This is a genomic window from Streptomyces sp. HUAS CB01 (assembly GCF_030406905.1).
GTDB classification, from domain to species: domain Bacteria; phylum Actinomycetota; class Actinomycetes; order Streptomycetales; family Streptomycetaceae; genus Streptomyces; species Streptomyces chengbuensis.
In genome coordinates this window covers 5,906,783-5,931,078 of record NZ_CP129137.1, presented here as the reverse complement: position 1 = coordinate 5,931,078, position 24,296 = coordinate 5,906,783, and the positions used below count along the sequence as shown (strand labels likewise).

The following is a 24,296-nucleotide window of genomic DNA, read 5'->3' as shown; positions in this document are numbered from 1 at the left end:
ACCGCCGTCGGCGTGGTCAGTCGTGCCAGGCACCCAGGTCCTCGAGCAGGCGCTGGAGGGGGGTGAAGACGCCGGGCGACGCCGCGACGGCCAGCTCGCCGGAGGGCGGCTCCCCCGGGCGGGACCCGGTGAGGGCCCCCGCCTCGCGGGCGACGAGGTCCCCCGCGGCGAGGTCCCAGGGGTGGAGACCCCGCTCGTAGTAGCCGTCCAGGCGTCCCGCGGCGACGTCGCAGAGGTCCACGGCCGCGGAGCCGCCGCGCCGGATGTCGCGGAGCTGCGGGATCAGCTGCCGTGCCACCTCCGCCTGGTGGCGGCGGACGGACTGGACGTAGTTGAAGCCCGTCGAGACCAGTGCCTGGTCCAGAGGCGGCGCGGGCCGGCAGCGGAGCCGGCGGTCGCCGCAGAAGGCGCCGCCGCCGCGCACGGCCCGGTACGTCTCGCCGCGCATCGGCACCTCGACGACGCCGACGACGGTCTCGCCGTCCCGCTCGGCGGCGACGGACACGGCCCACGTGGGCAGACCGTAGAGATAGTTCACCGTGCCGTCGAGCGGGTCCACGACCCAGCGGACACCGCTCGTGCCCTCCGTCGAGGACCCCTCCTCGCCGAGGAAGCCGTCGTCCGGCCGGGCCCCGGCGAGAAAGCCGGTGATCAGCTTCTCCGCGGCGATGTCCATCTCGGTCACGACGTCGATGGGGCTTGACTTGGTCGCGGCCACGGCGAGGTCCTCGGGCCTGCCGTCCCGCAGCAGCTCACCCGCCCTCCGCGCGGCCTCCAGCGCGAGGGACAGCAGTTCGTCGAGCAGTGGGTCGGTCACGGAAATGGCTCCCAGGTGCGTGGCTGTGTGGTGTGCCGGGGCGTGCGGGCGGCGACCGCGCCCCTCAGTCCGTACGCCGGCTCCCCGGCCTTACGTCGCGGTCCGCGTCCGCGTCGGCTCTAGGCGTACGGGCTGTCCGCGCCCGCCGCCGCCGGGCGCTCGGACCTGGCCGGGCAGCATCCGATCGGGCAGAGGTCGTGGGACGGCCCGAGCGCACCGAGCGCGCACCGCTCCACCACCTTCCCCCGCTCGGTCGCCGCGCGCTCGAGGAGCAGGTCGCGGACCGCGGCGGCGAAGCGCGGGTCGGCCCCGACCGTCGCCGACCGGCGTACCGGAAGACCCAGTTCGGCAGCCTTGGCGGTGGCCTCCGTGTCGAGGTCGTACAGGACCTCCATGTGGTCGGAGACGAAGCCGATGGGCACCATCACGGCCGCCGGGACCCCGTCGCCGTGCAGCTCCTCCAGGTGGTCGCAGATGTCCGGCTCCAGCCAGGGGATGTGCGGGGCACCGCTGCGCGACTGGTACACGAGCCGCCACGGGTGGGCGACGCCGGTCGCCTCCCGGACCGCGTCGACGATCACCCGTGCCACGTCGAGGTGCTGCCGCACGTACGCCCCGCCGTCGCCGTGCTCGGCGACCGGGCCCGAACTGTCCGCCGCGGCCTCCGGGATGGAGTGGGTGGTGAACGCCAGGTGCGCGCCCGCCCGGACGTCCTCGGGCAGGTCGGCGAGCGAGGAGAGCACGCCCTCGACCATCGGGGCGACGAACCCGGGATGGTTGAAGTAGTGCCGCAGCTTGTCGACGCGCGGCAGCGGCAGCCCCTCGGCCTCCAGCGCGGCGAGCGCGTCCGCCAGGTTCTCCCGGTACTGCCGGCAGCCCGAGTACGAGGCGTAGGCGCTGGTGGCCAGCACGGCCACCCGGCGGCGCCCGTCCAGGACCATCTCGCGGAGGGTGTCGGTCAGGTACGGCGCCCAGTTCCGGTTGCCCCAGTAGACCGGCAGATCGAGGCCGGCGCCGGCGAAGTCCTTGCGGAGCGCCTTCAGCAGCGCCCGGTTCTGGTCGTTGATCGGGCTGACCCCGCCGAACAGGAAGTAGTGCTGACCGACTTCCTTCAGGCGCTCCTTGGGGATGCCGCGGCCCCGCGTCACGTTCTCCAGGAACGGGACCACGTCGTCCGGCCCCTCCGGGCCGCCGAAGGAGAGCAGCAGCAGAGCGTCGTAGGGAGCGGGGTCGCGCGGGGCGGGATCGTGCTGTTCGGCCATGGTGCGATCCTCCCACCAGCCTCGGTCAGCGGGGAAACCGCACTGGAGTAAGGGTTGCCTCACCCGTAAGCTGTACGGGCCACTCACATTCCTTACGGAGCGCCACTTGCCCAGTCCCTACCGCGCCATATTCGCGGCCCCCGGCACCCTGGCGTTCTCCGCCGCGGGCTTCCTCGGACGCATGCCGCTGTCCATGATGGGCGTCGGCATCGTGGTCATGGTCTCCCAGCTGACGGGGCGCTACAGCCTCGCCGGCTGGCTCTCCGCGACCCTGGCGCTCTCGGCGGCGGTGCTCGGCCCCCAGGTCTCCCGGCTCGTCGACCGGCACGGCCAGGGCAGGGTGCTGCGGCCGGCCCTGCTGATCTCGGTCGTCGCGGTGGCCGGACTGCTCGTCAGCGCCCAGCAGGGGGCGCCGAACTGGATGCTGTTCGCCTTCACCGCCTGTGCCGGCTGCATCCCGGCGGTCGGCGCGATGACCCGGGCCCGCTGGGCGGCGATCCACCACGGTTCGCCGCGCGAACTGCACACCGCGTACGCCTTCGAGTCCATCGTCGACGAGGTGTGCTTCATCATCGGCCCGATCGTCTCCATCGGGCTGTCCACGGTCTGGTTCCCCGAGGCGGGCCCGTTGCTGGCCACCGCGTTCCTGGTGGTCGGCGTCCTCTGGCTGACGGCGCAGCGCGCGACCGAGCCCGCGCCGCACCCGCGTACGTCCGACAGCGCCGGTTCCGCCCTGCGCTCACCCGGTCTGCGGGTACTGGTCGTGACCTTCGTCGCGACGGGCGCCATCTTCGGCTCGATCGACGTGGTGACGGTGGCCTTCGCCGAGGAGCAGGGCAGCAAGGCCGCGGCCAGCCTGGTCCTGGCGGTGTACGCGCTGGGCTCCTGCCTGGCGGGAGCGGTTTTCGGACTGCTGCACCTGAAGGGCGAGCCGGCCCGCAGATGGGTACTGGGCGTGTGCGCGATGGCCGTGAGTATGATCCCCCTCCAACTGGCCGGGAACTTGGTGGTCCTGGCCGTGGCGCTCTTTGTCGCGGGCCTGGCCATCGCGCCGACCATGGTGACGACCATGGCCCTCGTCGAAGCGCACGTACCGCGCACCAAGCTGACCGAGGGCATGACCTGGACCGGTACCGGGCTCGCGGTCGGCGTCTCGCTCGGCTTGTCGGCCTCAGGATGGGTGGTGGACGAGTACGGGGCCGGTGCGGCGTACGCGGTGCCCGCGGTGGCGGGAGCGCTCGCGGTCGTGGTCGCGTTCCTGGGGTACAGCCGGCTGCGCAGGCCGGTGCCGACGCGGGAGGGGCGGGATGACGAGCACATCCAGGACCACGACGAGGAACGCGTGGCGTAACTGGGCGGGCACCGTTGCCGCCCGGCCGGTACGGGAGGTCACCCCGGCCTCGGCCGGGGAGCTGGCGGAGGCCGTGCGCCGCGCCGCCGAGGACGGACTGCGGGTGAAGACGGTCGGCTCCGGCCATTCGTTCACCGCGATCGCCGCGACCGACGGGGTGCTGGTCCGGCCCGATCTCCTCACCGGCATCCGGGAGATCGACCGTACGGCGATGACGGTGACCGTCGAGGCCGGCACCCCGCTGAAGCGGCTCAACGCCGCGCTCGCCCGTGAGGACCTGTCGCTCACGAACATGGGCGACATCATGGAGCAGACGGTGGCGGGCGCCACGAGCACCGGGACGCACGGCACCGGCCGTGACTCGGCCTCGATCTCCGCGCAGATCCGGGGGCTCGAACTGATCACGGCCGACGGTTCGGTGCTGACCTGCTCCGAGAAGGGCACCGACGAGGAGCGCGAGATCTTCGCCGCCGCCCGGATCGGGCTCGGCGCACTGGGCGTGATCAGCGCGATCACCTTCGCCGTGGAGCCGCTGTTCCTGCTGACGGCTCGCGAGGAGCCGATGACCTTCGACCGGGTGACGTCGGAGTTCGACGAGCTGCACGCGGAGAACGAGCACTTCGAGTTCTACTGGTTCCCCCACACGGGCAACTGCAACACCAAGCGCAACAACCGCAGCGCCGGTCCCGTCGCCCCGCCCGGAGCGGTCAGCGGGTGGATCGAGGACGAGCTCCTCTCCAACGGCCTGTTCCAGGTGGTCAATTCACTCGGACGAGCGATACCGGCCACCATTCCGGCGATCGCGAAGGTCTCCAGCCGCGCGCTGTCGGCCCGCACGTACACGGACATCCCTTACAAAGTCTTCACAAGCCCCCGGCGGGTGCGGTTCGTCGAGATGGAATACGCGCTTCCGAGGGAGTCCGCGGTCCCGGCGCTCCGTGAACTGAAGGCCATGGTCGACCGTTCGCCGCTGCGGATCAGCTTCCCCGTGGAGGTGCGGACGGCTCCCGCCGACGACATCACGCTGTCGACGGCGTCCGGACGCGAAAGCGCGTACATCGCCGTGCACATGTACAAGGGGACGCCGTACCGCTCGTACTTCACCGCGGTCGAGCGGATCATGACCGCGCACGGCGGCCGGCCGCACTGGGGCAAGATCCACACGCGGGACGCGGAGTACTTCGAGAGCGTCTACCCGCGGTTCGGCGAGTTCCTGGCGCTGCGCGACCGGCTCGACCCCGACCGGGTGTTCGGGAACGACTACCTGCGGCGGGTACTGGGCGCCTAGGCACCTCGCGCCGGGGCCCGGCCGCTCGTGAGGCCTGCCCCCCGGGCCCCCGACCCCGGTCACGGCACTAGGGAGCATCCGGAGCGTCTCCTCCCGTGGACGCGGACGGTGTGGGCGCGGACGGTGTCGGGTCCTGGTCCGGCGCCGGGCTCTCGTCGCCGGTGGACGCGGAAGGGGCGGGCGCGGGCCGGCCCTCTTCGCCGCCGTCCGCTCCCGGCCCCGCACCGGAGCCCGACGTGGAGCCCGAGCCGCCCCGGCCGTCACCGTCGGTGCCGCTCCCGCCCCGGTCGCCCGCGCCGCTGCCCGTTCCGGGGGCGTCGTCCGTTGCGGAGGTGCCGTCCCGGTGCCCGTGCCGACCGCCGTCCCGGCCCTGCTGCGGGTCCGACGGCGAAGGGGACTCGTCGCCGGACGCGTTGCCGCCCCCGCCGCGTACGGCGGTGCCCACCGTGGTGCCCCGCCCGCCACTGAGGTCCTGGCCGGACGCGAGCTCGTACCCGGTGATGCCGATCATCGCGACCGCGAAGACGACGGCGGCGGCGAGCAGGGACCGCTTCCGGCCCCGGACCCGGTTTCCGTGGGTGGTCGGCTCGCCGAACTCCCCGTGGGCGGGCGGCTCGCCGAGGGCGGCGGGCTCCGGTTCCGGGGAACCGGCCGCCGGGCGGGGGCCCTTGGGGCGGGACTGCTGGGCGACGTCGCGAATCTGTTCGCCGGTTCGCCGGAACAGGTGCTGGAAGACGGTGCCGCCGCAAGTGGCGACCACGCTCACCACTCCGGCACCCAGGATCGTTCCGTAGACGCCGAGTTGGGATGCGAGGACCGCCGCCGCCACCGCAGCGAGCGCACTGCCCGCGACCTGCGGAACGCTCAGGTCCAGCCGCCGCTCCTTCTGCTCCGCCGTGCCGTTGTCCCGCTTGTGATGCATCTCCAGCCTCTGCTTACCCATCTGTCCCACCGTGCACCAGGAAGGGACATATGGGCGAATCGAATAGTTCCGATTCTGCGGATTCTGTGAAGCTTGCCACCCTCGAAATCGGGGTAGAGGAACGGAACTTGCGGCCTCCGCGACAACTTCGGCGGCGCGCCGGTCCACCCCGATGGCCCGAATGGAGTACTGTGACGAGCCCTGGGTCCGGTCTCTCTCACGGGTGCACGGCCCCGGGAACAGGGGGCCGAAAGCGGCACTCGAACCGGCGGCGCCGTGGCACCGCACGGTCGCCTGCTGCACAGGGTGACGACGCTCGTCACCCTGCGTTGCAAACAGGTAACCGTGCCATAACGGCGGTCCAGGGCCCATGCCCGACACGCCGGGCAACTCGGCAAGGTTGTGGCAGGCTGCACCCGGGCAGGCCACACTCGACTAGCGGAAGCAGCGACGCACGTGACGTCGGCAGGCACCACCCGGGAGGTCCCCATGCCCGAACTGCGTGTCGTGGCCGTCTCAAACGACGGCACACGACTGGTGCTGAAGGCTGCGGACAGCACGGAGTACACGCTTCCGATTGACGAACGGCTGCGTGCTGCCGTTCGCAACGACCGCGCGCGCCTCGGCCAGATCGAGATCGAGGTCGAGAGCCACCTCCGCCCCCGTGACATCCAGGCGCGCATAAGAGCAGGCGCCTCCGCGGAAGAGGTCGCCCAGCTCGCCGGCATCCCCGTGGAACGGGTGCGCCGGTTCGAGGGCCCCGTCCTCGCGGAGCGCGCGTTCATGGCGGAGCGTGCGCGCAAGACGCCCGTCCGGCGTCCCGGGGAGAACGCCGGCCCGCAGCTCGGCGAGGCGGTGCAGGAGCGTCTGCTGCTGCGGGGCGCCGAGAAGGACACCGTCCAGTGGGATTCCTGGCGCCGCGACGACGGCACCTGGGAAGTGCTGCTCGTCTACCGGGTCGCGGGAGAGCCGCACTCGGCGAGCTGGACGTACGACCCGCCGCGCCGGCTCGTCCAGGCCGTCGACGACGAGGCCCGGGCGCTGATCGGGGAGACGGACGACGCGATCGGCGTCACCCACGAGCCGAGCTTCCCGTTCGTGCCGCGCATCGCGCGGCTCCCCCGGGACCGGCCGCTGGACCGCACGCCGGACCGTCCCGCGCAGCTCCCGGCACCGGCGCCCGAGCCGGAGGAGACCGAGCGGGACTCGCTGACCAGCCTGCTGGAGGCGGTGCCGAGCTTCCGCGGCGACCTCGTCGTGCCGGAGCGGCCCGCCCCCGAGGATCCGGCCACCGAGCCCGTCCAGGAGCCCGCGGCCGAGGAGCCTCCCGCCCCCGCCGCGTCCGCGGGTGCCGGCTCCGCGTACGCGGACGTCCTGATGCCGCGGTCGGTCACCGGCCACCGCGACCGCCTCACCGGGACCACGGACCGGCAGGCCGAGGCGGACGGTGTGCGACCGGGGCGCCGCGCGGCGGTGCCGAGCTGGGACGAAATCGTGTTCGGCACCCGCAGGAAGAAGCAGGAGTAGCACCTCCGGGTGATGAAGGGGAGGGCTCATACGGATTTCCGTATGAGCCCTCACGCTTTGCGTACGAGCCCGCCGCCATGCCGGCCGTGCCGCCTGCCGTGCCGAACCGGGGCCGTGTGCCGGACCCGGGGCGAGGTGGCGGACCCGGGCTGCGGGCTCCTCGTCGTGGCCGGTGACACGGAGGGGCCGGCGTGCCGCAGAGAGGCCGGGGGGCCGGGGTCCGGGCGCCCCGCACGGTCGAGAGCGTGGGGGTTCGGGATCCCGGCCCTCTGCCGACTGTCGCAGGCCGGGGCCGGGTCGGGTCGGCTACTGCGGGTCGGGGCCCGTCGCGACGGGCCTGGCGGGGTCGGACGACCACTCGGACCAGGAGCCCGCGTAGAGCGCCGCCGGGATGCCGGCGACCGCCAGGGCCAGGACCTCGTGCGCTGCGGAGACGCCGGACCCGCAGTAGACACCGACCTCGGGAGCGTCCGCGGCGCCGAGCCGTTTGAAGCGGGCGGCCAGTTCCTCACGGGGCAGGAGGGTGGTGCCGCCCTCGGAGACGTTCTCCGTGGTCGGGGCCGACACCGCGCCGGGGATGTGCCCGCCGACCGGGTCGATCGGCTCGACTTCGCCCCGGTAGCGCTCGGCGGCGCGGGCGTCCAGCAGGACTCCGGACCGGGCCAGGGCCGCGGCGCCGTCCGCGTCGAGCAGCGGCAGACCGCCGGGCACGGGGGTGAAGTCCCCCGGCTCCGTGGCCGGGACGTCCGTGCTCAACGGTCCGTCCCATGCCTCGAGACCTCCGTCCAGGACCCGGACGTCCGTGTGCCCCGCCCATCGCAGCAACCACCACGCCCGCGCCGCGGCCCAGCCCTGGCCCCCGTCGTACACGACGACCGGGGCGCCGTCCGACACCCCGGCACGGCGCATCGCCGCGCCGAAGGCCTCCAGGTCCGGCAGCGGATGCCGGCCGCCCCGCCCGGGCGGTCCCGCCAGCTCGGAGTCGAGGTCGACGTACACGGCGCCCGGGAGGTGACCGGCCTCGTAGGCGGCCCGGCCGTCGAAGGGCGCGGCACCGGCGGCCTTGGCCGCGGTGAGCTGCCAGCGGACGTCGAGCAGCACCGGAGGCCGCGGACCGGCCGACTCGCCGGTGAGTTCGGTAGCGGTGATGATGGGGTTCATAACGCCATCTTCGCTCAGGGCCCGACGGGCCCGCGGCAGCAACGGCCATGGCCGCACCACGGATGGAAGGTGCCGGAACGGGCATCCTTCCCTGGAGGATCCCCCGGGAAGGAGCGGCGCGGCCGTGACGCGCGGCGTACGCGGTGGTGCGAGCATCTGCACGGGATGAGGGCCGTTCCCGTACGACGGCCGCCGGTCCCCGCACGGCCACGACGACGATGGTCCGAGGAGAGAGTGACGATGACGACCGAGGCGACTCGGCGCAGACCAGGCACGCCCTGCTGGGTGAGCCTCATGGTGCACGGACTCGACACGACGCAGGACTTCTACCGGGCCTTGTTCGGCTGGGAGTTCGTCCCGGGGCCGCAGCAACTCGGGCCGTACGTCCGCGCACTGCTCGACGGCAAGGAGGTGGCGGGCATCGGCCAGCTCCCGCCGGACCGCCATCTGCCGATCGCCTGGACGACGTACATGGCGTCCGACGACGTCGACGAGACCGCCGAGCAGATCAGGATGTGCGGCGGCACGATCGGCGTCGGGCCGCTCGACGCGGCGGACGCCGGCCGGCTGGTCATCGCCGCCGATCCGGAGGGCGCGGTCTTCGGCGTCTGGCAGGCGGCCGCGCACACCGGCACCGCCCTCTTCGGCACCCATGGCACGCCCGTCTGGAACGAGCTGATGACCCGGGAGGCCTCGGCGGTCGGCAAGTTCTACCAGACGGTCTTCGGTTACGACCTGGAGCCCGTGGTCTCGGCCGACTTCGACTATCTGACGCTGCACCTGGACAACCGTCCGGTGGCCTCGATCCACGGCGTGGGCCACGCGCTGCCGCGCGACAGGGGCTCGCACTGGATGACCTACTTCGAGGTCGAGGACCCCGACAGGACCGTGGCCACGGTGGTGGATCTCGGCGGACACGTCGTGCGCGAACCGTGCGACGGTACGAGTGGCCGGCTGGCGACGGTGGCCGACCCCGAGGGCGCGGTCTTCACCGTGGTGCGGAGCGCCCGGCAGGACTGAGCGAGTGGCGCGGGGCTCCCGCCGTACGGGGCCGACCGCGGCCGGACGCCGGGCACGCCGCGGGCTCCGTGCCGCCGGATCAGCCGGACCCGTTCGGAACCCCCTGCCGGCGAGACCTGCCCGGATCCCCGCCGCCACCGGTACCTGCCCGGAACCCGCCGCCGGATCGGCCGGACCCGTTCGGAACCCCCTGCCGCCCCGCCGGGGCCGGAGCCGCCCGGGGTGCTCGCGCCCAGTGCCCGCCGCCACCGAGACCCGCGCCGCTGCCCGCTGGAGCGCCGCTGTCGCGCGACCTGCCCCCGCCGCCCCGGAGCCCGCTGACACCCGCTGACACCGGGGTCCGGCCGGTATGCCTCGGCGTCCGGCCGCCGCCGACCGCTGTCAGGGCCGCCCGGAGCCCGCATCCGCCGGCAGCGGTGCCCTTCCCGGGCAGGGCGGGATGTGCCCGTACCCGCCCCGGCGGAGGGCGCCGCCGGCGTCCGCTCTCACTCCGCGGCGACGGGCAGCACGTCGGGCGACAGCGCCGCGGCGCGCGCGGACGCGGCGGTCATCCGGCGCCGGTGGTGCAGACGGCACAGCACCTCGTAGCCGATCTCGTCCGGCGACTGGTTGACGTCGCCGACGACGACCTGGGCGCCCTCGACGACCATCTCCCCGCCGACGGTCCGGGCGTTGTGGGTGGCACGGGCCCCGCACCAGCACAACGCCTCGACCTGGAGCACCTCGACCCGGTCGGCCAGCTCCACCAGCCGCTGCGACCCGGGGAACAGCTTGGACCGGAAGTCCGTCGTGATGCCGAACGCGAACACGTCGAGCCGCAGGTCGTCCACGACCCGGGCCAGCTGGTCGATCTGCTCCGGCGCGAGGAACTGGGCCTCGTCCGCGATCACGTAGTCGCAGCGTCCGCCCTTGGACAGGTGGGCGACGACGTACGCGTAGAAGTCGAAGCCGTCCGCCGCCTCGATCGCGTCCGTCACCAGCCCCAGCCGCGAGGACAGCTTGCCCTCGCCGGCCCGGTCGTCACGGGTGAAGATCATGCCCTGCAGGCCCCGGGCGGACCGGTTGTGCTCGATCTGAAGAGCGAGGGTGCTCTTTCCGCAGTCCATCGTTCCGGAGAAGAACACCAGCTCGGGCATGAGGACGTGACAGCCTTTCAGTTGTTGCCGGGGGGACGCGGTCGGGGCGGCCGGACGTCAGGAGCGTACTTCGAGCAGGGGGACGAGCTGTTCGACGGGGGTCATCGAACCGTGCATGCCGACCATGGCCGACTCGTTGGGCTCGCTGACCGACGCCGTGATGACGACGTCGTCGTGGGCCGCGGCGACCACGTCCCCGATGCGCCGGTACACCCGCTCGTCGGTCTGCGGGCCGAACCAGCCCGCCGCGATGGCCTCGTCCCGGCTCGCGATCCAGAACCGGTCGCCGAGCACCTCGCGCCAGACGGCGAGCACATCGGCCTCGGCGCCGGGTACGGCGTAGACGTGTCGGGCCCGGCCCTCGCCGCCGAGCAGGGCGACGCCGGCGCGCAGCTCCCAGTCCTCGTCGAAGTCGATCCTCGACTCCTCGTCGAACGGGATGTCGATCATGCCGTGGTCGGCGGTGACGTACAGCGCGGCGCGGGGCGGCAGTTGCTCCGCGAGGCGCTGGACGAGACGGTCGACGTACATCAGCTGGCCGCGCCAGGCGTCGGAGTCGATGCCGAAGCGGTGTCCCTTGCCGTCGAGCTCGCTGTAGTACGTGTAGACGAGCGACCGGTCCCCGGCGGCGAGCTGTCGCGCGGCGAAGTCCATCCGCTCCTCGCCGGTGAGCCTGCCGTGGAACGTGCCACCGCTCAGCGCGATCTTGGTGAGCGGGGTGTCCCGGAAGGTGGGGGACGACACCTGGGCGGTGTGGACCCCGGCCTCGTCGGCGAGCTGGAAGACCGTCGGGTACGGCTGCCAGACGCGCGGCGAGGTCCACGGCTTCCAGCGGAGCTGGTTCATCAGCTCGCCGGTCTCCGGGTTGCGTGCGGTGTAGCCGGGCAGGCCGTGCGCGCCGGGCGGCAGACCGGTGCCGAACGAGGCCAGCGAGGTGGCCGTCGTGGCGGGGAATCCGGCGGTCAGGGGACGGCCCGTGCCGCCCAGTGAGCCGGCGAGGAGCGAGGTGAGGTACGGCGCGTCCTCGGGGTGCGCCTTCAACTGCTCCCAGCCGAGGCCGTCGATCAGGAAGACGCAGTTCCGGTCCGCGGGCGCGAGTTCCGCGATGGTGGCGTGCAGCCCCGGCACGCCCTGCCCGGCGGCGAGCGTCGGCAGCAGGTCGGCGAGCGAGGCCGTGCCGTACGCGGGGACGGGTGCCGTGTCGAGGGCGAGCGGCACGACGTCCTCGGGCCAGTCGGGACGGACCATCAGCGGGTGGCCGCCGTGGCGGCCGTCGCCTCGGACAGCGCCTGGGCGAAGGCGAGCGTCTGGCGCACCGCGTCCGGCCCGTCGCCGGCCTCGCTGACCCGCAGGCTGAGGTCGTCCGCTGTGGAACTGCCGGTGTAGCCGTGGTCGGCGTCGCAGTTGGGGTCGCCGCAGGCGGCGGGCTCCAGGTCGATCCGGGAGACCGCGCCCCAGCCGATGGTCAGGACGACCTCACGGGGCAGGGTGCCCGGGGTGTACGACTCCGGGTTGGCGACCACGCGGCTGACCACGACGGACGAGATCCTCGGGAGCTTCACCGACTCGGTGGAGGTCGTCGCGTACGGGGTCGGGGAGCTGTTGTCGGCCGCCTGCTCGTCCGTGTGGCTGACGATGAAGCGGGTGCCGGTCAGCACGAGGACGGTGACGTGGCGGCGGACCTCGTTGGAGTCGAAGGTGGTCTCCTGGTGCACGAGGTACGAGGAGATCGGCTCGCCGCCCACCGCGGCCTCCACCGCTTCGGCCACGAGAGCCGGGTAGTAGCCGCTGCGCTCGATCGCCGCGCGCAGCCCCTGGGTCGTCGTACCGGTCTTCGCCATGGGCTCCATCCTACGGGGCCCGGGGACCCGGGAGTGCGCTCCGTAACCGCCCGGCCCGACGACCCGGGCACCCGCCGGGCTCGGCATCCGGCTCCGTCCCGGCCGTGGCGCCGTCCGTGGGTCGGCCGTGGCGCCGGCCCGTGGATCGGCGGGGCAGCGCCGTCCTCGTGGCGGGGGCGCACGGGGCGCTCCGTCCGCTGGACGGGGGGACGCACCCACGGGCGCGAAGCGCTGACCGGGTGCGGCATCGTCCCGCCGGTACCCAGGACGGTCTCGTGCACGACCTCGAACCGCTCGGCGGCGACGAGGCAGGGAACGGGCTCGTGCCGTTCGCGTCCGCTTCGAAGGCGACCAGGACCGCCGGTTCCTCCCCCGGCTGACGGGTGAACCGGAGCACCTCGTCCCCGGTGGGCGCGCGGAAGACCGGATCGTGGGACACCGCGGGGCAGCCGACCGAAGGCCGGTTCGGTGAAGACGAGTTCCAGCCCGTGGTGGTAGGTCGGGTCGTGCCCCGCGGCCGGCTGCGAGCGGGCGGTCTCCCAGGCGATGACATCCCAGTCCCACCAGGGCCCTTCCGGGAGCCGGAGTGCTGCGTGGCGGCGTGCGGTGTCCGTCCTCGGATCCTCGTTCGTCGAATCGCTCGTCAGGCCACCGAGCGGCACCGTTCTCCGACATCGACCTCCCGCACCCCGGGAATCCCTCACCGGACCCGGGCACGGCCCCGTGATCGCCCGCCCGACGCCGCGGGCACCCGCCGGGTCCGCCGGCCCGTCAGTAGCTCGGGAGGGTCCGCGGTCCCAGGTCGGTGCGGGCCGGTGGCGGGGCGAGGCGGACGGAGGCCCCCAGCACGGACAGGCCGTGCTGGGCGACCACGACCGGTTCGAGGCCGACCCCGACGACCTCCGGGTGGTCGTCGACCAGCCGGGAGACGCGGAGCAGCAGTTCCTCCAGCGCGGCGGTGTCGACGGGTGCGGAGCCGCGCCAGCCGAAGAGGAGGGGGGCGGTCCGGATGGACCTGATCAGCTCGGCTGCGTCGCGGTCGGTGGCGGGGACGAGACGGTGGGCCGTGTCGCCGAGCAGGTCCGTGGCGGGGCCGGCGAGCCCGAAGGACAGCACGGCGCCCACGGCGGGGTCGATCGCGGCTCGCACGACGGTGTCCACCCCCCGCGGGACCATCGACTGCACCACGGGCTGGAGTTCCTCGGGCTTGCCGAGGCTCTCCGTCAACTCGGCGTAGGCCCGGCGCACCTGCCGTTCGTCGGCCAGGTCCAGGCGCACGCCGCCGAGGTCGGGGCGGTGGCGCAGATGGGGGGCGGTGGTCTTGAGCGCGACCGGGTAGCCGAGCCGGCCGGCGGCCCGGGCGGCGGTGTCCGCGTCGGGGGCGGGGAGCGTGGGGCAAACGGAGATGCCGTAGCGCTCCAGCAGCCGCCGCGCGTCGTCCTCGGGCAGGGTGACGCCGCGCTCGCCGGGGGCGGCGTCGAGCAGGCCCTCGATGAGCTCGGCGGCACCGCCCTCGTCGATGTCGTCGTACTCCGGGACCTTCCCCGGCTCCGCCGCGTCCCGGCGCCACTGCGCGTACCTCACGGCCTCGGCCAGGGCGCGCACGGCCCGTTCGGCGGCGGGGTAGGCGGGGATCCGGGCGGCTTCCCCCCGGGCCGCGGCGGGGGGCCCTGCCCCGTCGGGCAGTGCGGCACCGGCGGGGCCGGCCGGGGAGCCGTCCGCGTTCGCGGCGCCGGCGGTGCCGGGGGCACCCGCTCCGGGCGCCGGCACGGCCGCCCGGGGAGGAACGGGGGTGGTCGCCGCGCCCGGGCCACCGGTCGCGGGGTTGCCGAGGGCCGGTGCCGGTCCCTGCCCGGTGGTTTCGGAGCCGCCGGCCCGGCTCCCCGCCGACTGCCCCGGATCGGTGCCCGCGCCCCCGTCCGGGGAGCCGGCCGCGGCCGTCGGTCCCGGGTCCGCACCCGGCCCGGGCTCCACCGCCGCACCCGGGCCCCGGTGCGCGGAGGCCGGGGCGGAGCTGCTGGCCGCCGCGAGGGCGTCCGCCAGTCCGCCGAGCTCGACGTGGACGACGAGCACGGGCTTCGCCGGTGCGGAGGCCGTCGCGGCGAGGAGGGCCGCGGCCAGGACCTCGCCGTCGCCGGACTCGGTGACACCGTTCTCCCCGACCCAGGGGATCGCGTTGACGACGACCGCGTCGCACGCGTCGTCCCACAGTGCCCCGGCCAGCGCCTCGCAGAAGTCGTCCGGCGTCGCGGCCGTCGTCAGGTCGCGCGGCCGCAGGGGCCGCAGCCCCTCCGTCAGGCAGGCGTCGTACGTCAGCAGGCCCAGGGACTCGGAGTTGCCCAGGATCGCCACCCGCGGTCCCGCGGGCAGCGGCTGGCTCGCCAGCAGCGCCCCGGCGTCGACGAGTTCGGTGACCGTGTCGACGCGGATCACCCCGGCCTGCCTCAGCAGTTCCGAGACCGTCGCGTACGGGACCCGCGTCGTCGGCACCGCGTGTCCCGGCGGGGCACTGCCGCTGTGCCGGGCGCCCTTGACGACGACCACCGGTTTCACCGCCGCCGTGCGCCGCGCGAGGCGGGTGAACTTCCGGGGGTTGCCGATCGATTCGAGGTAGAGCAGGACGACGTCGGTGTCCGGGTCCTCGTACCAGTACTGGAGGAAGTCGTTGCCGGACACGTCCGCCCGGTTGCCGGCGGAGATGAACGACGACAGCCCGGTGCCCCGCCGGTGGAGCCCGCTGAGGAGCGCTATGCCGATGGCGCCGGACTGGGTGAACAGCCCGGTCCGGCCGCGCGCGGGCGACTCCGGCGCGAGTGAGGCGTTCAGCCGGACCCCGTCCGCGGTGTTGATGATCCCGAACGCGTTCGGTCCGATGATCCGCATCCCGTACGAGCGCGCCTGGCGCACCAGTTCGCGCTGCCGCTCCCGCCCTTCCGGGCCGCTCTCCGCGTACCCCGCGGCGAGTACGACGAGTCCCTGCACCCCGTGCTCGCCGCAGTCCGCGACGACGTCGGGCACGCGTTCGGCGGGGACGGCGACGACCGCCAGGTCGACCGGCTCGCCGGTCGCCGCGACGATGTCCCCCACCGAGCGGTGGGCGGGCACCCCGTCGATCTCGTCCATGTCGAGGACGAGGGAACGGTTCACCGCGTACGTCCGCCCGGTGTAGCCGGCGTCGAGCAGATTGCGCAGCACCGCTCGCCCCACCCCGCCGGGTGCCCGGCCGGCGCCGATCACCGCCACCGAGCGGGGCGCCAGGAGCCGCTGGACTGAGCGGGCCTCGGCCCGCTGTTCGCGGGCGCGCTGGACCGCCAGCGACCGGGCCGTCGGCTCGAGGTCGAGCGTGAGGTGGACCGAGCCGTCCTCGAAGCTGCGCCGCTGGGTGTACCCGGCGTCCGTGAACACCTTGATCATCTTGTTGTTCGCGGGCAGCACCTCCGCCGCGAACCGCCTGATCCCGCGCTCCCGCGCGACCGCCGCGATGTGTTCGAGCAGGGTGGAGGCGACGCCCCGGCCCTGATGGGCGTCCTGCACCAGGAAGGCGACCTCGGCCTCGTCGGCGGGGGCGGAGGCGGGCAGGCCGTCCGCGTTGATGCGGTCGAAGCGGACGGTCGCGATGAACTCCCCGCCGACGGTGACGGCGAGACCCACCCGGTCCACGTAGTCGTGGTGCGTGAAGCGGTGCACGTCCTTGGCGGACAGTCGTGGGTAGGGTGCGAAGAAGCGGTAGTACTTGGACTCGTCCGAGACCTGCTCGTAGAAGCTGACGAGCCGCTCGGCGTCCTCGGTGGTGATGGGCCTGATGTGCGCGGTGCCACCGTCACGCAGCACCACGTCGGCTTCCCAGTGGTCGGGGTACGCGTGGTCCGACGGGGTCTGCATGGGGCAAGCGTAAGGCCCCGGCACAGTTGGCGGTCCCCGAAGTGCGGGGGCAGGCTGGGATGGCCGATCCCGGCCCCGCACGGGCCGAGGGCGGTGGCCGGGCACTCCGCACCCCGTGAGAGACTGGTCTAGACAACCCGCAGACTTCCCGCTGAGACTCGAAGGGCACCACCATGGCTGAGCGCCGCGTCAATGTCGGCTGGGCCGAGGGCCTGCACGCCCGCCCCGCGTCCATCTTCGTTCGTGCCGCCACGGCCTCCGGCGTTCCGGTGACGATCGCCAAGGCCGGCGGCACCCCGGTCAACGCCGCCTCGATGCTCGCGGTGCTCGGCCTCGGCGCCCAGGGCGGCGAGGAGATCGTGCTCGCCTCGGACGCGGAGGGCGCGGAGGCCGCCCTGGAGCGTCTGGCGAAGCTGGTCGCCGAGGGCCTCGAGGAGCTTCCCGAGACCGTCTGAACCCGACGAATTCCCGAATGGGCCGCGGTACCGATAATTCAGGTACGGCGGCCCGCTCGTTTTATCGCCGCCCGGCCGAAATGCTTTTCCGGCAGCACAAAAAGACCGGGGGATTCAGTCCCTTTCTTTGTATACGGCGCGACTGTTAAATACGGTCGCCCACCGTGTTTACGGGATGTTGCGAAGCCCTCACACCCGCGTTGATCCGCAGCCGGTGCGCGCCCGTCGTCCGCTCGGCGTGCAGCGCGGTGAGCGCACGGGCCCGCTCGGCGTCCCCGCGGGCCACCGCGTCCACGATCGCCCCGTGCTCGGCCCACGCCTCGACGGGCCGGGCGGGCTGCTCGACGGCGTACATCCACGCGATCTTGTGCCGGAGCTGGGTCAGCAGCGAGGTGAGTCCGGGACTCCCGCACGCCTGGGCGAGCGTCTCGTGGAACCAGGCACCGAGCGAGCGCAGGTCCTCGCCCTGGCCGCGCCGCGCCCTGTCCTGACCGAGCCTGACCAGTCCGCGCAGGACCTTGAGGTGCGCCTCGGTCCGCCGCTGCGCGGCCCTGGCGGCACCGAGCGGCTCCAGCAGCAGCCGGATCTCCAGCAGGTCCGCGGCCTCCTGCTCGGTGGGCTCCGCCACGCACGCGCCGGCGTGGCGGCGGGTGACCACGAACCCCTCCGACTCCAGGGTGCGCAGCGCCTCGCGGACCGGGACGCGGGAGACGCCGTAGCGGCGCGCCAGCTGCTCCTCGGTGAGCCGGCTGCCGCGCTCGAACACACCGGAGACGATGTCGTCGCGGATCGCCGTGCACACCGAGCGCGCGGGAATGCGCATACCGAACCTCCGCTTTAATCGCCGCGAAACCCCGTCGAGCGACGTCTGTTTCGGTGACTCTATGGCAGGTGGCCGGAATTTCCGAAGACCCATGGTAATCCATGGATATCTTTTGGCCGGAATACGCCGAAAGCCCCGGCTCGGAGAGAGCCGGGGCTTCGGTGGGAAGAGGCGCGTGCGTCAGACGCGGACGCCGTGCGAGCGGAGGTACGAGACCGGGTCGATGTCCGAGCCGTAGTCCTCGCCGGTGCGGGCCTCGAAGTGGAGGTGGGGTCCGGACGAGTTGCCGGTCGACCCGGAGAGGCCGATCTGCTGCCCCGGGGTGACCTGCTGTCCGACCGAGACGCTGATCGAGGACAGGTGGCCGTACTGCGTGTACGTGCCGTCGTGCATGCGCAGGACGACGTTGTTGCCGTAGGCGCCGCCCCAGCCGGCCTCCACGACGGTGCCCATGCCGACGGCGACGACCTCGGTGCCGGAGGCGGCGTGGAAGTCGACGCCGGTGTGGCTGCCGGAGGACCACTGGCCGCCCCCGGCGTGGTAGTCGGTGCTCACGTAGGAGCCGGCGACCGGCAGCGTGTAGGTCATCAGCCGCTTGCGCTCGGCCTCGCGGGCGGCGCGCTCCGCGGCGTCACGGGCCGCCTCCACCCGGAGCTCGGCCTTGCGCTTGGCCTCGGCCTCGGCCCTCTCCTGGGCCGCGGACAGGGCGGCCTCCTGCTGCTGGGCATCCGCCTGGGCGTCGATCTGCTCGGCGAGCGAGTCGAGGGCGACGGCCTGGGTCAGTCCGGTGTCCTCGACGGGAGCGGACACCTCGGGCTCGGCGGCGAAGGCCGGGGAGGCGAGGGTACCGATGACGCCGGTGGTGGCGATGGCCGCGGCGGAGGCGACGCCCGCGCTCTTGCGCGACAGGCGGCTCGGACCACGGTGCTTCCCGGTGGCACGGGTGAACGCCATGTAGTGGCTGATCCTTTCCTTCCTTCTCGCCTACCGGGTTAGCTGACGGGTTCGGAGCAGGAAGGTCTCCTACGGGCCCCTCCGCGCGGTGGCGAAGGCACCCGATTCACCCCAGGGACATGTGGGTCCCCGGCTCCCCAGGCTCGCGCCGGACGGGGACTCGGCGATGGCTGCCCGATGCCGCGGGTGCGGCGCGTGCAAGTGGCGGACAGCGCAGAAGACGCTAGGCCGATCTTCGTCCAATCACCAAACAGACACGGATATTTGTAGTGCACGCCACAGGGCAGACACTTCCCCTCCCCATCAAACCGGACATACGGGAAGGCCGTTCCGGGCACGAGAAAAGGCCCCGTTGGCGCGAAGCCGACGGAGCCTTTGTCCCGTGCGCCCGAGGGCGAGGGCCAATCAGCCGGTGACCACGGTCACTTCACCGATGCCGAGCGCCCGTACGGGCTCCTCGATCTCGGAAGCGTCCCCCACGAGGACCGTGACGAGCCGGTCCACGGGGAAGGCGTTGACGACCGCGGCGGTCGCCTCGACCGTGCCGGTTTCGGCCAGCCGCGCGTACAACTGGGCCTGGTAGTCGTCCGGGAGACCCTGCTCCACCTGGTCGGCCAGCGTGCCGGCGACGGAGGCGGCCGTCTCGTACTTCAGCGGGGCGACGCCCACCAGGTTCTGCACGGCGACGTCGCGCTCCGCGTCGGTGAGACCCTCCGCGGCGAGGGTGCGCAGCACCGTGAAGAGGTCGTCGAGCGCGGGCCCGGTGTTCGGGGTGTCGACCGAGCCGCTGATGGCGAGCATCGAGGCTCCGCCGGGTCCGCCCGGGGCCGCCGGGGTGTCCGAACGCAGCACCTGGCCGAAGGCCCGCACGCCGTAGGTGTAGCCCTTCTCCTCGCGCAGGACGCGGTCCAGGCGGGAGGTGAGCGTGCCGCCCAGGCAGTAGGTGCCGAGGACCTGTGCGGGCCAGACCCGGTCGTGACGGTCGGGGCCGATCCGCCCGATCAGCAGCTGGGTCTGCACGGCACCGGGACGGTCGACGATGACGACACGGCCCGTGTCGTCGGCGGTGATCGGCGGCATCGGGCGGCTCCGGGCCGAGTCGCCCGTCCAGGCGCCGAGCGTGTCGGCCAGCACGGCGTCCAGGTCCACGCCCTCGAGATCGCCGACGACCACGGCAGTGGCCGTGGCCGGGCGGACGTGCGCCTCGTAGAAGGCCCGGACAGCGGCGGAGTCGATGCGCTCGACGGTCTCCTCCGTGCCCTGACGCGGACGGGACATCCGGGAGGAGGCCGGGAAGAGCTGCCGGGAGAGCTCCTTGGCGGCCCGGCGGGCGGGGTTCGCCGTCTCGTGCGGGATCTCGTCCAGCCGGTTGCGGACGAGCCGCTCGACCTCGCTGTCGGCGAACAGCGGGGCGCGCAGCGCCTCGGCGAGCAGGCCGAGGGCCTTCGGCAGCCGGGAGACCGGTACCTCCAGGGAGATCCGGACCCCCGGGTGGTCGGCGTGCGAGTCGAGCGTGGCGCCGCAGCGCTCCAGCTCGGCCGCGAACTCCTCCGCCGAGTGCTTGTCGGTGCCCTCGGACAGCGCCCTGGCCATGATCGTGGCGACGCCGTCGAGGCCCTCGGGCTCGGCGTCCAGCGGGGCGTCGAGGAAGATCTCCACGGCCACGACCTGCTGGCCGGGACGGTGGCAGCGCAGCACGGTCAGCCCGTTGCCGAGCGTGCCGCGCCCGGGGGCGGGGAAGGCCCAGGGCCTGGCCTCGCCGGGCTGCGGCTGCGGGTGGAGGTCCATGGTCACGGCAGCGTCGGTCACTGGTCCGTCCCCTCTGCGTCGTCGTTGTCCTCGGCGTCCCCGGCGTCGGCCGCGACGGGCTCGTACACGAGCACCGCCCTGTTGTCCGGGCGCAGCCGGGCCTTGGCGACGGCCTGCACCTCCTCCGCGGTGACGTCGAGCACCCGCTGGACGGCGGTGAGCGCCAACTGCGGGTCGCCGAACAGCACGGCGTACCGGCACAGCTCGTCGGCGCGGCCGGCGACGGTGCCGAGACGGTCCAGCCACTCGCGCTCGAGCTGGGCCTGGGCGCGCTCCATCTCCTCGGCCGTCGGGCCATCGGCGGCGAACCGGGCGAGTTCCTCGTCGACCGCGGCCTCGATGTCGGGCACCTCGACGCCCGCGGACGTCTTCACGTCCAGCCAGCCGAGCGAGGGGGCGCCGGCGAGACGCAGCAGGCCGAATCCGGCCGCGACGGCCGTGCGGTCACGGCGGACCAGCCGGTTGTGCAGCCGGGAGGACTCGCCGCCGCCGAGGACGGTCAGGGCCAGGTCGGCGGCGTCGGCCTCGCGGGTGCCGTCGTGCGGGAGGCGGTACGCGGCCATCAGGGCCCGCGCCGGAACCTCCTCCTCCACGACCTCGCGCAGCTGCTCGCCGATGATCTCCGGGAGGGAGCCGTCGCGCGGCGGCTGCTTGCCGTCGTGCAGGGGGATGGAACCGAAGTACTTCTCGATCCAGGCGAGCGTCCGCTCCGGGTCGATGTCGCCGACGACCGACAGCACCGCGTTGTTCGGCGCGTAGTAGGTGCGGAAGAAGTTCCGCGCGTCCTCCAGCGTCGCCGCGTCCAGGTCGGCCATCGAGCCGATCGGGGTGTGGTGGTACGGGTGGCCCTCTGGGTAGGCCAGCGCGGTCAGCCGCTCGAAGGCGGTGCCGTACGGGACGTTGTCGTAGCGCTGACGGCGCTCGTTCTTCACGACGTCCCGCTGGTTCTCCATGGACTCGTCGTCGAGGGCGGTCAGCAGGGAGCCCATGCGGTCGGCCTCCAGCCAGAGCGCGAGCTCCAGCTGGTGGGCGGGCATGGTCTCGAAGTAGTTGGTGCGCTCGAAGCTCGTGGTGCCGTTGAGCGAGCCGCCGGCCCCCTGCACCAGTTCGAAGTGGCCGTTGCCCGGCACCTGGGCGGAGCCCTGGAACATCAGGTGCTCGAACAGGTGGGCCAGGCCGGTGCGGCCCTCGACCTCGTGGCGGGAGCCGACGTCGTACCAGAGGCACACCGCGGCGACCGGGGTCAGGTGGTCCTCGGAGAGCACCACGCGCAGGCCGTTGGCCAGCCGGTGCTCGGTCGCTGTCAGGCCTCCGGAGCCGGCCTGGGCTGTGGCCGTGTGACCCATGGGCATGTGGTCCCTTCGATCGCGTTGCAGGATGTCCTGCCACTGTATGCAAACCGTGCAGGTAACCGGCGAAGTTCCCGCGGCTTCCGCCTCCTGTTCCGGGTCGCGGTCCGCGTTGTCGGTGCGACGGTCCACAATGGTCGGCGTCAGATCCCGTTCATGGTTCATGTTGGTGAAGGAGCCGCAGCAGCGATGGCCCGCCGCAGCACGAAGACGCCGCCGCCCGACGACTTCGAGGAGAGGATCCTCGACATCGACGTCGTCGACGAGATGCAGGGCTCCTTCCTCGAGTACGCGTACTCGGTGATCTACTCCCGTGCCCTGCCCGACGCCCGGGACGGCATGAAGCCGGTGCACCGCCGGATCGTCTACCAGATGAACGAGATGGGGCTGCGCCCCGACCGGGGCTATGTGAAGTGCGCCCGTGTCGTCGGCGAGGTGATGGGAAAGCTCCACCCGCACGGCGACGCGTCGATCTACGACGCCCTGGTGCGCATGGCCCAGCCCTTCTCGATGCGGCTGCCGCTGGTCGACGGCCACGGGAACTTCGGCTCCCTGGGCAACGACGACCCTCCGGCCGCGATGCGTTACACCGAGTGCCGGATGGCCGACGCGACGAGCCTGATGACCGAGTCCATCGACGAGGACACGGTCGACTTCGCGCCGAACTACGACGGGCAGGAGCAGGAGCCCCTGGCGCTGCCCGCGGCGTACCCGAACCTGCTCGTGAACGGCGCGTCCGGGATCGCGGTCGGCATGGCGACGAACATGCCGCCCCACAACCTCGGCGAGGTCATCGCGGCAGCGCGGCACCTGATCAGGCACCCGGGCGCGGACCTGGAGACGCTGATGCGCCATGTGCCGGGTCCGGACCTGCCGACCGGCGGCCGGATCGTCGGCCTGTCCGGGATCAAGGACGCCTACGAGTCCGGCCGCGGCACGTTCAAGATCCGCGCCACGGTGACGGTGGAGGACGTGACGGCGCGCCGCAAGGGCCTCGTGGTGACCGAACTGCCTTTCACCGTGGGCCCCGAGAAGGTGATCTCCAAGATCAAGGACCTGGTCGGCCAGAAGAAGCTGCAGGGCATCGCCGACGTCAAGGACCTCACGGACCGCGAGCACGGGCTGCGCCTGGTCATCGAGATCAAGAACGGCTTCATCCCCGAGGCCGTGCTGGAGCAGCTGTACAAGCTGACGCCGATGGAGGAGTCCTTCGGCATCAACAACGTCGCGCTGGTCGACGGCCAGCCGCTGACGCTGGGCCTCAAGGAGCTGCTGGAGGTCTACCTCGACCACCGCTTCGACGTGGTGCGCCGCCGCAGCGAGTTCCGCCGGGGCAAGAGGAGGGACCGTCTCCACCTCGTCGAGGGCCTGCTCGTCGCGCTGGTCGACATCGACGAGGTCATCCGCCTGATCCGCTCCAGCGAGAACGCGGCGCAGGCCAAGCAGCGGCTGATGGAGCGCTTCTCCCTCAGTGACGTGCAGACGCAGTACATCCTGGACACCCCGCTGCGCCGGCTCACCAAGTTCGACCGGATCGAGCTGGAGGCCGAGCGCGACAGGCTGAAGGCCGAGATCGCGGAGCTGACGACGATCCTGGAGTCGGACGCCGAGCTGCGCAAGCTCGTCTCGTCCGAACTGGCCGCGGTCGCCAAGAAGTTCGGCACCCCCCGGCGCACGGTCCTGCTGGAGTCCGCGGGCACCCCGGCCCCGGCCGCCTCGCTGCAGGTCGCGGACGACCCGTGCCGGGTGCTGCTGTCCTCGACGGGCCTGCTGGCGCGCACGGTCACCGGCGAGTCGCTGCCGCACGAGGGCAGGCGCGCCAAGCACGACGTGATCGTCTCCTCCGTGGGGGCGACCGCGCGCGGCGAGGTGGGGGCGGTGACCTCGGCGGGCCGGCTGCTCCGGCTGTCGGTGATCGACCTCCCCCAGCTCCCGGACACGGCCCAGGCGCCGAACCTGTCGGGCGGCGCCCAGATCTCCGAGTTCCTGTCGCTGGAGGCGGACGAGACGGTCGTCTGTCTGACCGGTCTGGACGAGTCGTCGCCGGGCCTGGCGCTGGGCACGCTCCAGGGCGTGGTCAAGCGGGTGGTGCCGGACTACCCGGCCAACAAGGACGAGCTCGAGGTCATCGCGCTGAGGGAGGGCGACCGGATCGTCGGCGGCGTCGAGCTGCGCACGGGCGAGGAGGACCTGGTCTTCATCACCTCCGACGCCCAGCTGCTGCGCTTCCAGGCCTCGCAGGTCCGGCCGCAGGGCAGGGCGGCGGGCGGCATGGCGGGCATCAAGCTCGCGGAGGGAGCCGAGGTGATCTCGTTCACCGCGGTGGACCCGGCCGCGGACGCGGTGGTGTTCACGGCCGCGGCATCCGCCGGGACGCTGGACGACTCGGTGACGACCGCGAAGCTGACGCCGTTCGACCAGTACCCGCGCAAGGGACGGGCGACCGGTGGTGTGCGCTGCCAGCGCTTCCTCAAGGGCGAGGACAGGCTGGTCTTCGCCTGGGCGGGTGCGGGAGTGGCGCGCGCCGCGCAGAAGAACGGCTCCCCGGCGGAGCTTCCGGAGATCGACCCGCGCCGGGACGGTTCGGGTACGCCGCTGGCCAGGCCGGTCGCGGCGGTGGCGAGTCCGGTGTCGTAGGCGGGACTTCCGGGGCCCGGTCCCCGGTCGCCCCCGGTGACGGTCCGCCCCCTTCCACCCGA

18 protein-coding genes and 1 riboswitch are annotated in these 24,296 nt (G+C 73.1%); of the genes, 6 read left to right on the top strand and 12 right to left on the bottom strand.

What is annotated here, in order from left to right:
• Positions 1 to 16 precede the first annotated feature (16 nt).
• Positions 17 to 817 (bottom strand): inositol monophosphatase family protein, encoded by an 801-nt coding sequence (locus QRN89_RS26170; protein WP_290351813.1) that lies wholly within the window; start codon positions 815 to 817, stop codon positions 17 to 19.
• Positions 818 to 936: 119 nt separating this feature from the next.
• The gene (locus tag QRN89_RS26165) at positions 937 to 2,079 is read right to left on the bottom strand and encodes a ferrochelatase (RefSeq protein WP_290351812.1); all 1,143 of its coding nucleotides are present in this window, start codon (positions 2,077 to 2,079) and stop codon (positions 937 to 939) included.
• A 106-nt stretch (positions 2,080 to 2,185) separates the two neighbouring features.
• Between QRN89_RS26165 and QRN89_RS26160 the strand changes: the two genes are divergently transcribed.
• Entirely contained in the window at positions 2,186 to 3,430 is a 1,245-nt protein-coding gene (locus tag QRN89_RS26160; RefSeq protein WP_290351811.1) for an MFS transporter, read from the top strand.
• Positions 3,387 to 4,718 carry a D-arabinono-1,4-lactone oxidase gene (locus QRN89_RS26155; protein WP_290351810.1) on the top strand — a complete coding sequence of 444 codons (1,332 nt, stop codon included), beginning with the start codon at positions 3,387 to 3,389 and terminating at the stop codon, positions 4,716 to 4,718. The genes QRN89_RS26160 and QRN89_RS26155 overlap by 44 nt, the downstream gene beginning before the upstream one ends.
• Positions 4,719 to 4,785: 67 nt before the next feature.
• Here the strand turns inward: QRN89_RS26155 and QRN89_RS26150 are convergent, their stop codons facing one another.
• The gene (locus tag QRN89_RS26150) at positions 4,786 to 5,661 is read right to left on the bottom strand and encodes a hypothetical protein (RefSeq protein WP_290351809.1); all 876 of its coding nucleotides are present in this window, start codon (positions 5,659 to 5,661) and stop codon (positions 4,786 to 4,788) included.
• 435 nt (positions 5,662 to 6,096) lie between these two features.
• On the opposite strand from QRN89_RS26150, the gene sepH reads away from it, so the two are divergent.
• Positions 6,097 to 7,167 carry a septation protein SepH gene (gene sepH / locus QRN89_RS26145; protein WP_290351808.1) on the top strand — a complete coding sequence of 357 codons (1,071 nt, stop codon included), beginning with the start codon at positions 6,097 to 6,099 and terminating at the stop codon, positions 7,165 to 7,167.
• A gap of 306 nt (positions 7,168 to 7,473) precedes the next feature.
• Here the strand turns inward: sepH and QRN89_RS26140 are convergent, their stop codons facing one another.
• Positions 7,474 to 8,328 carry a sulfurtransferase gene (locus QRN89_RS26140; RefSeq protein WP_290351807.1) on the bottom strand — a complete coding sequence of 285 codons (855 nt, stop codon included), beginning with the start codon at positions 8,326 to 8,328 and terminating at the stop codon, positions 7,474 to 7,476.
• 240 nt (positions 8,329 to 8,568) lie between these two features.
• Here QRN89_RS26140 and QRN89_RS26135 point away from each other — a divergent pair, with 240 nt between their 5' ends.
• Positions 8,569 to 9,348: a VOC family protein gene (locus QRN89_RS26135; protein WP_290351806.1), complete on the top strand. Its 780-nt coding sequence runs from the start codon at positions 8,569 to 8,571 to the stop codon at positions 9,346 to 9,348.
• Positions 9,349 to 9,833: 485 nt separating this feature from the next.
• Here the strand turns inward: QRN89_RS26135 and QRN89_RS26130 are convergent, their stop codons facing one another.
• The 4 genes from QRN89_RS26130 to QRN89_RS26115 form a co-directional block, all read right to left on the bottom strand.
• Positions 9,834 to 10,484, bottom strand: coding sequence for a thymidine kinase (locus tag QRN89_RS26130; RefSeq protein WP_290351805.1), 651 nt, complete (start codon positions 10,482 to 10,484; stop codon positions 9,834 to 9,836).
• A 57-nt stretch (positions 10,485 to 10,541) separates the two neighbouring features.
• The gene (locus tag QRN89_RS26125; RefSeq protein ID WP_290351804.1) at positions 10,542 to 11,732 is read right to left on the bottom strand and encodes an alkaline phosphatase family protein; all 1,191 of its coding nucleotides are present in this window, start codon (positions 11,730 to 11,732) and stop codon (positions 10,542 to 10,544) included.
• The gene (locus tag QRN89_RS26120; RefSeq protein ID WP_290351803.1) at positions 11,732 to 12,325 is read right to left on the bottom strand and encodes a DUF5998 family protein; all 594 of its coding nucleotides are present in this window, start codon (positions 12,323 to 12,325) and stop codon (positions 11,732 to 11,734) included. Before QRN89_RS26120 ends, QRN89_RS26125 begins: the two co-directional genes overlap by 1 nt.
• Before the next feature lie 771 nt (positions 12,326 to 13,096).
• Positions 13,097 to 16,207 carry a bifunctional acetate--CoA ligase family protein/GNAT family N-acetyltransferase gene (locus tag QRN89_RS26115; RefSeq protein WP_290351802.1) on the bottom strand — a complete coding sequence of 1,037 codons (3,111 nt, stop codon included), beginning with the start codon at positions 16,205 to 16,207 and terminating at the stop codon, positions 13,097 to 13,099.
• Between the two features lie 173 nt (positions 16,208 to 16,380).
• Between QRN89_RS26115 and QRN89_RS26110 the strand changes: the two genes are divergently transcribed.
• The gene (locus QRN89_RS26110; RefSeq protein ID WP_027734018.1) at positions 16,381 to 16,662 is read left to right on the top strand and encodes an HPr family phosphocarrier protein; all 282 of its coding nucleotides are present in this window, start codon (positions 16,381 to 16,383) and stop codon (positions 16,660 to 16,662) included.
• 145 nt (positions 16,663 to 16,807) lie between these two features.
• Here QRN89_RS26110 and QRN89_RS26105 read toward each other — a convergent pair whose 3' ends face one another.
• From QRN89_RS26105 to QRN89_RS26090, 4 genes are all read right to left on the bottom strand, one after another.
• Entirely contained in the window at positions 16,808 to 17,485 is a 678-nt protein-coding gene (locus QRN89_RS26105; RefSeq protein ID WP_290351801.1) for a GntR family transcriptional regulator, read from the bottom strand.
• Between the two features lie 180 nt (positions 17,486 to 17,665).
• A complete protein-coding gene (locus tag QRN89_RS26100) occupies positions 17,666 to 18,439 on the bottom strand; it encodes a M23 family metallopeptidase (protein ID WP_290351800.1) in 774 nt (257 codons plus the stop codon).
• A 13-nt stretch (positions 18,440 to 18,452) separates the two neighbouring features.
• A riboswitch (cyclic di-AMP (ydaO/yuaA leader) is annotated at positions 18,453 to 18,615 on the bottom strand.
• Between the two features lie 229 nt (positions 18,616 to 18,844).
• On the bottom strand, positions 18,845 to 20,227 hold the full coding sequence (locus QRN89_RS26095) for a M16 family metallopeptidase (protein WP_390702558.1): 1,383 nt from the start codon (positions 20,225 to 20,227) through the stop codon (positions 18,845 to 18,847).
• Between the two features lie 17 nt (positions 20,228 to 20,244).
• Positions 20,245 to 21,594 carry a M16 family metallopeptidase gene (locus QRN89_RS26090; RefSeq protein WP_290351798.1) on the bottom strand — a complete coding sequence of 450 codons (1,350 nt, stop codon included), beginning with the start codon at positions 21,592 to 21,594 and terminating at the stop codon, positions 20,245 to 20,247.
• Between the two features lie 192 nt (positions 21,595 to 21,786).
• Here QRN89_RS26090 and QRN89_RS26085 point away from each other — a divergent pair, with 192 nt between their 5' ends.
• A complete protein-coding gene (locus QRN89_RS26085) occupies positions 21,787 to 24,234 on the top strand; it encodes a DNA gyrase/topoisomerase IV subunit A (protein WP_290351797.1) in 2,448 nt (815 codons plus the stop codon).
• Positions 24,235 to 24,296: the final 62 nt, after the last annotated feature.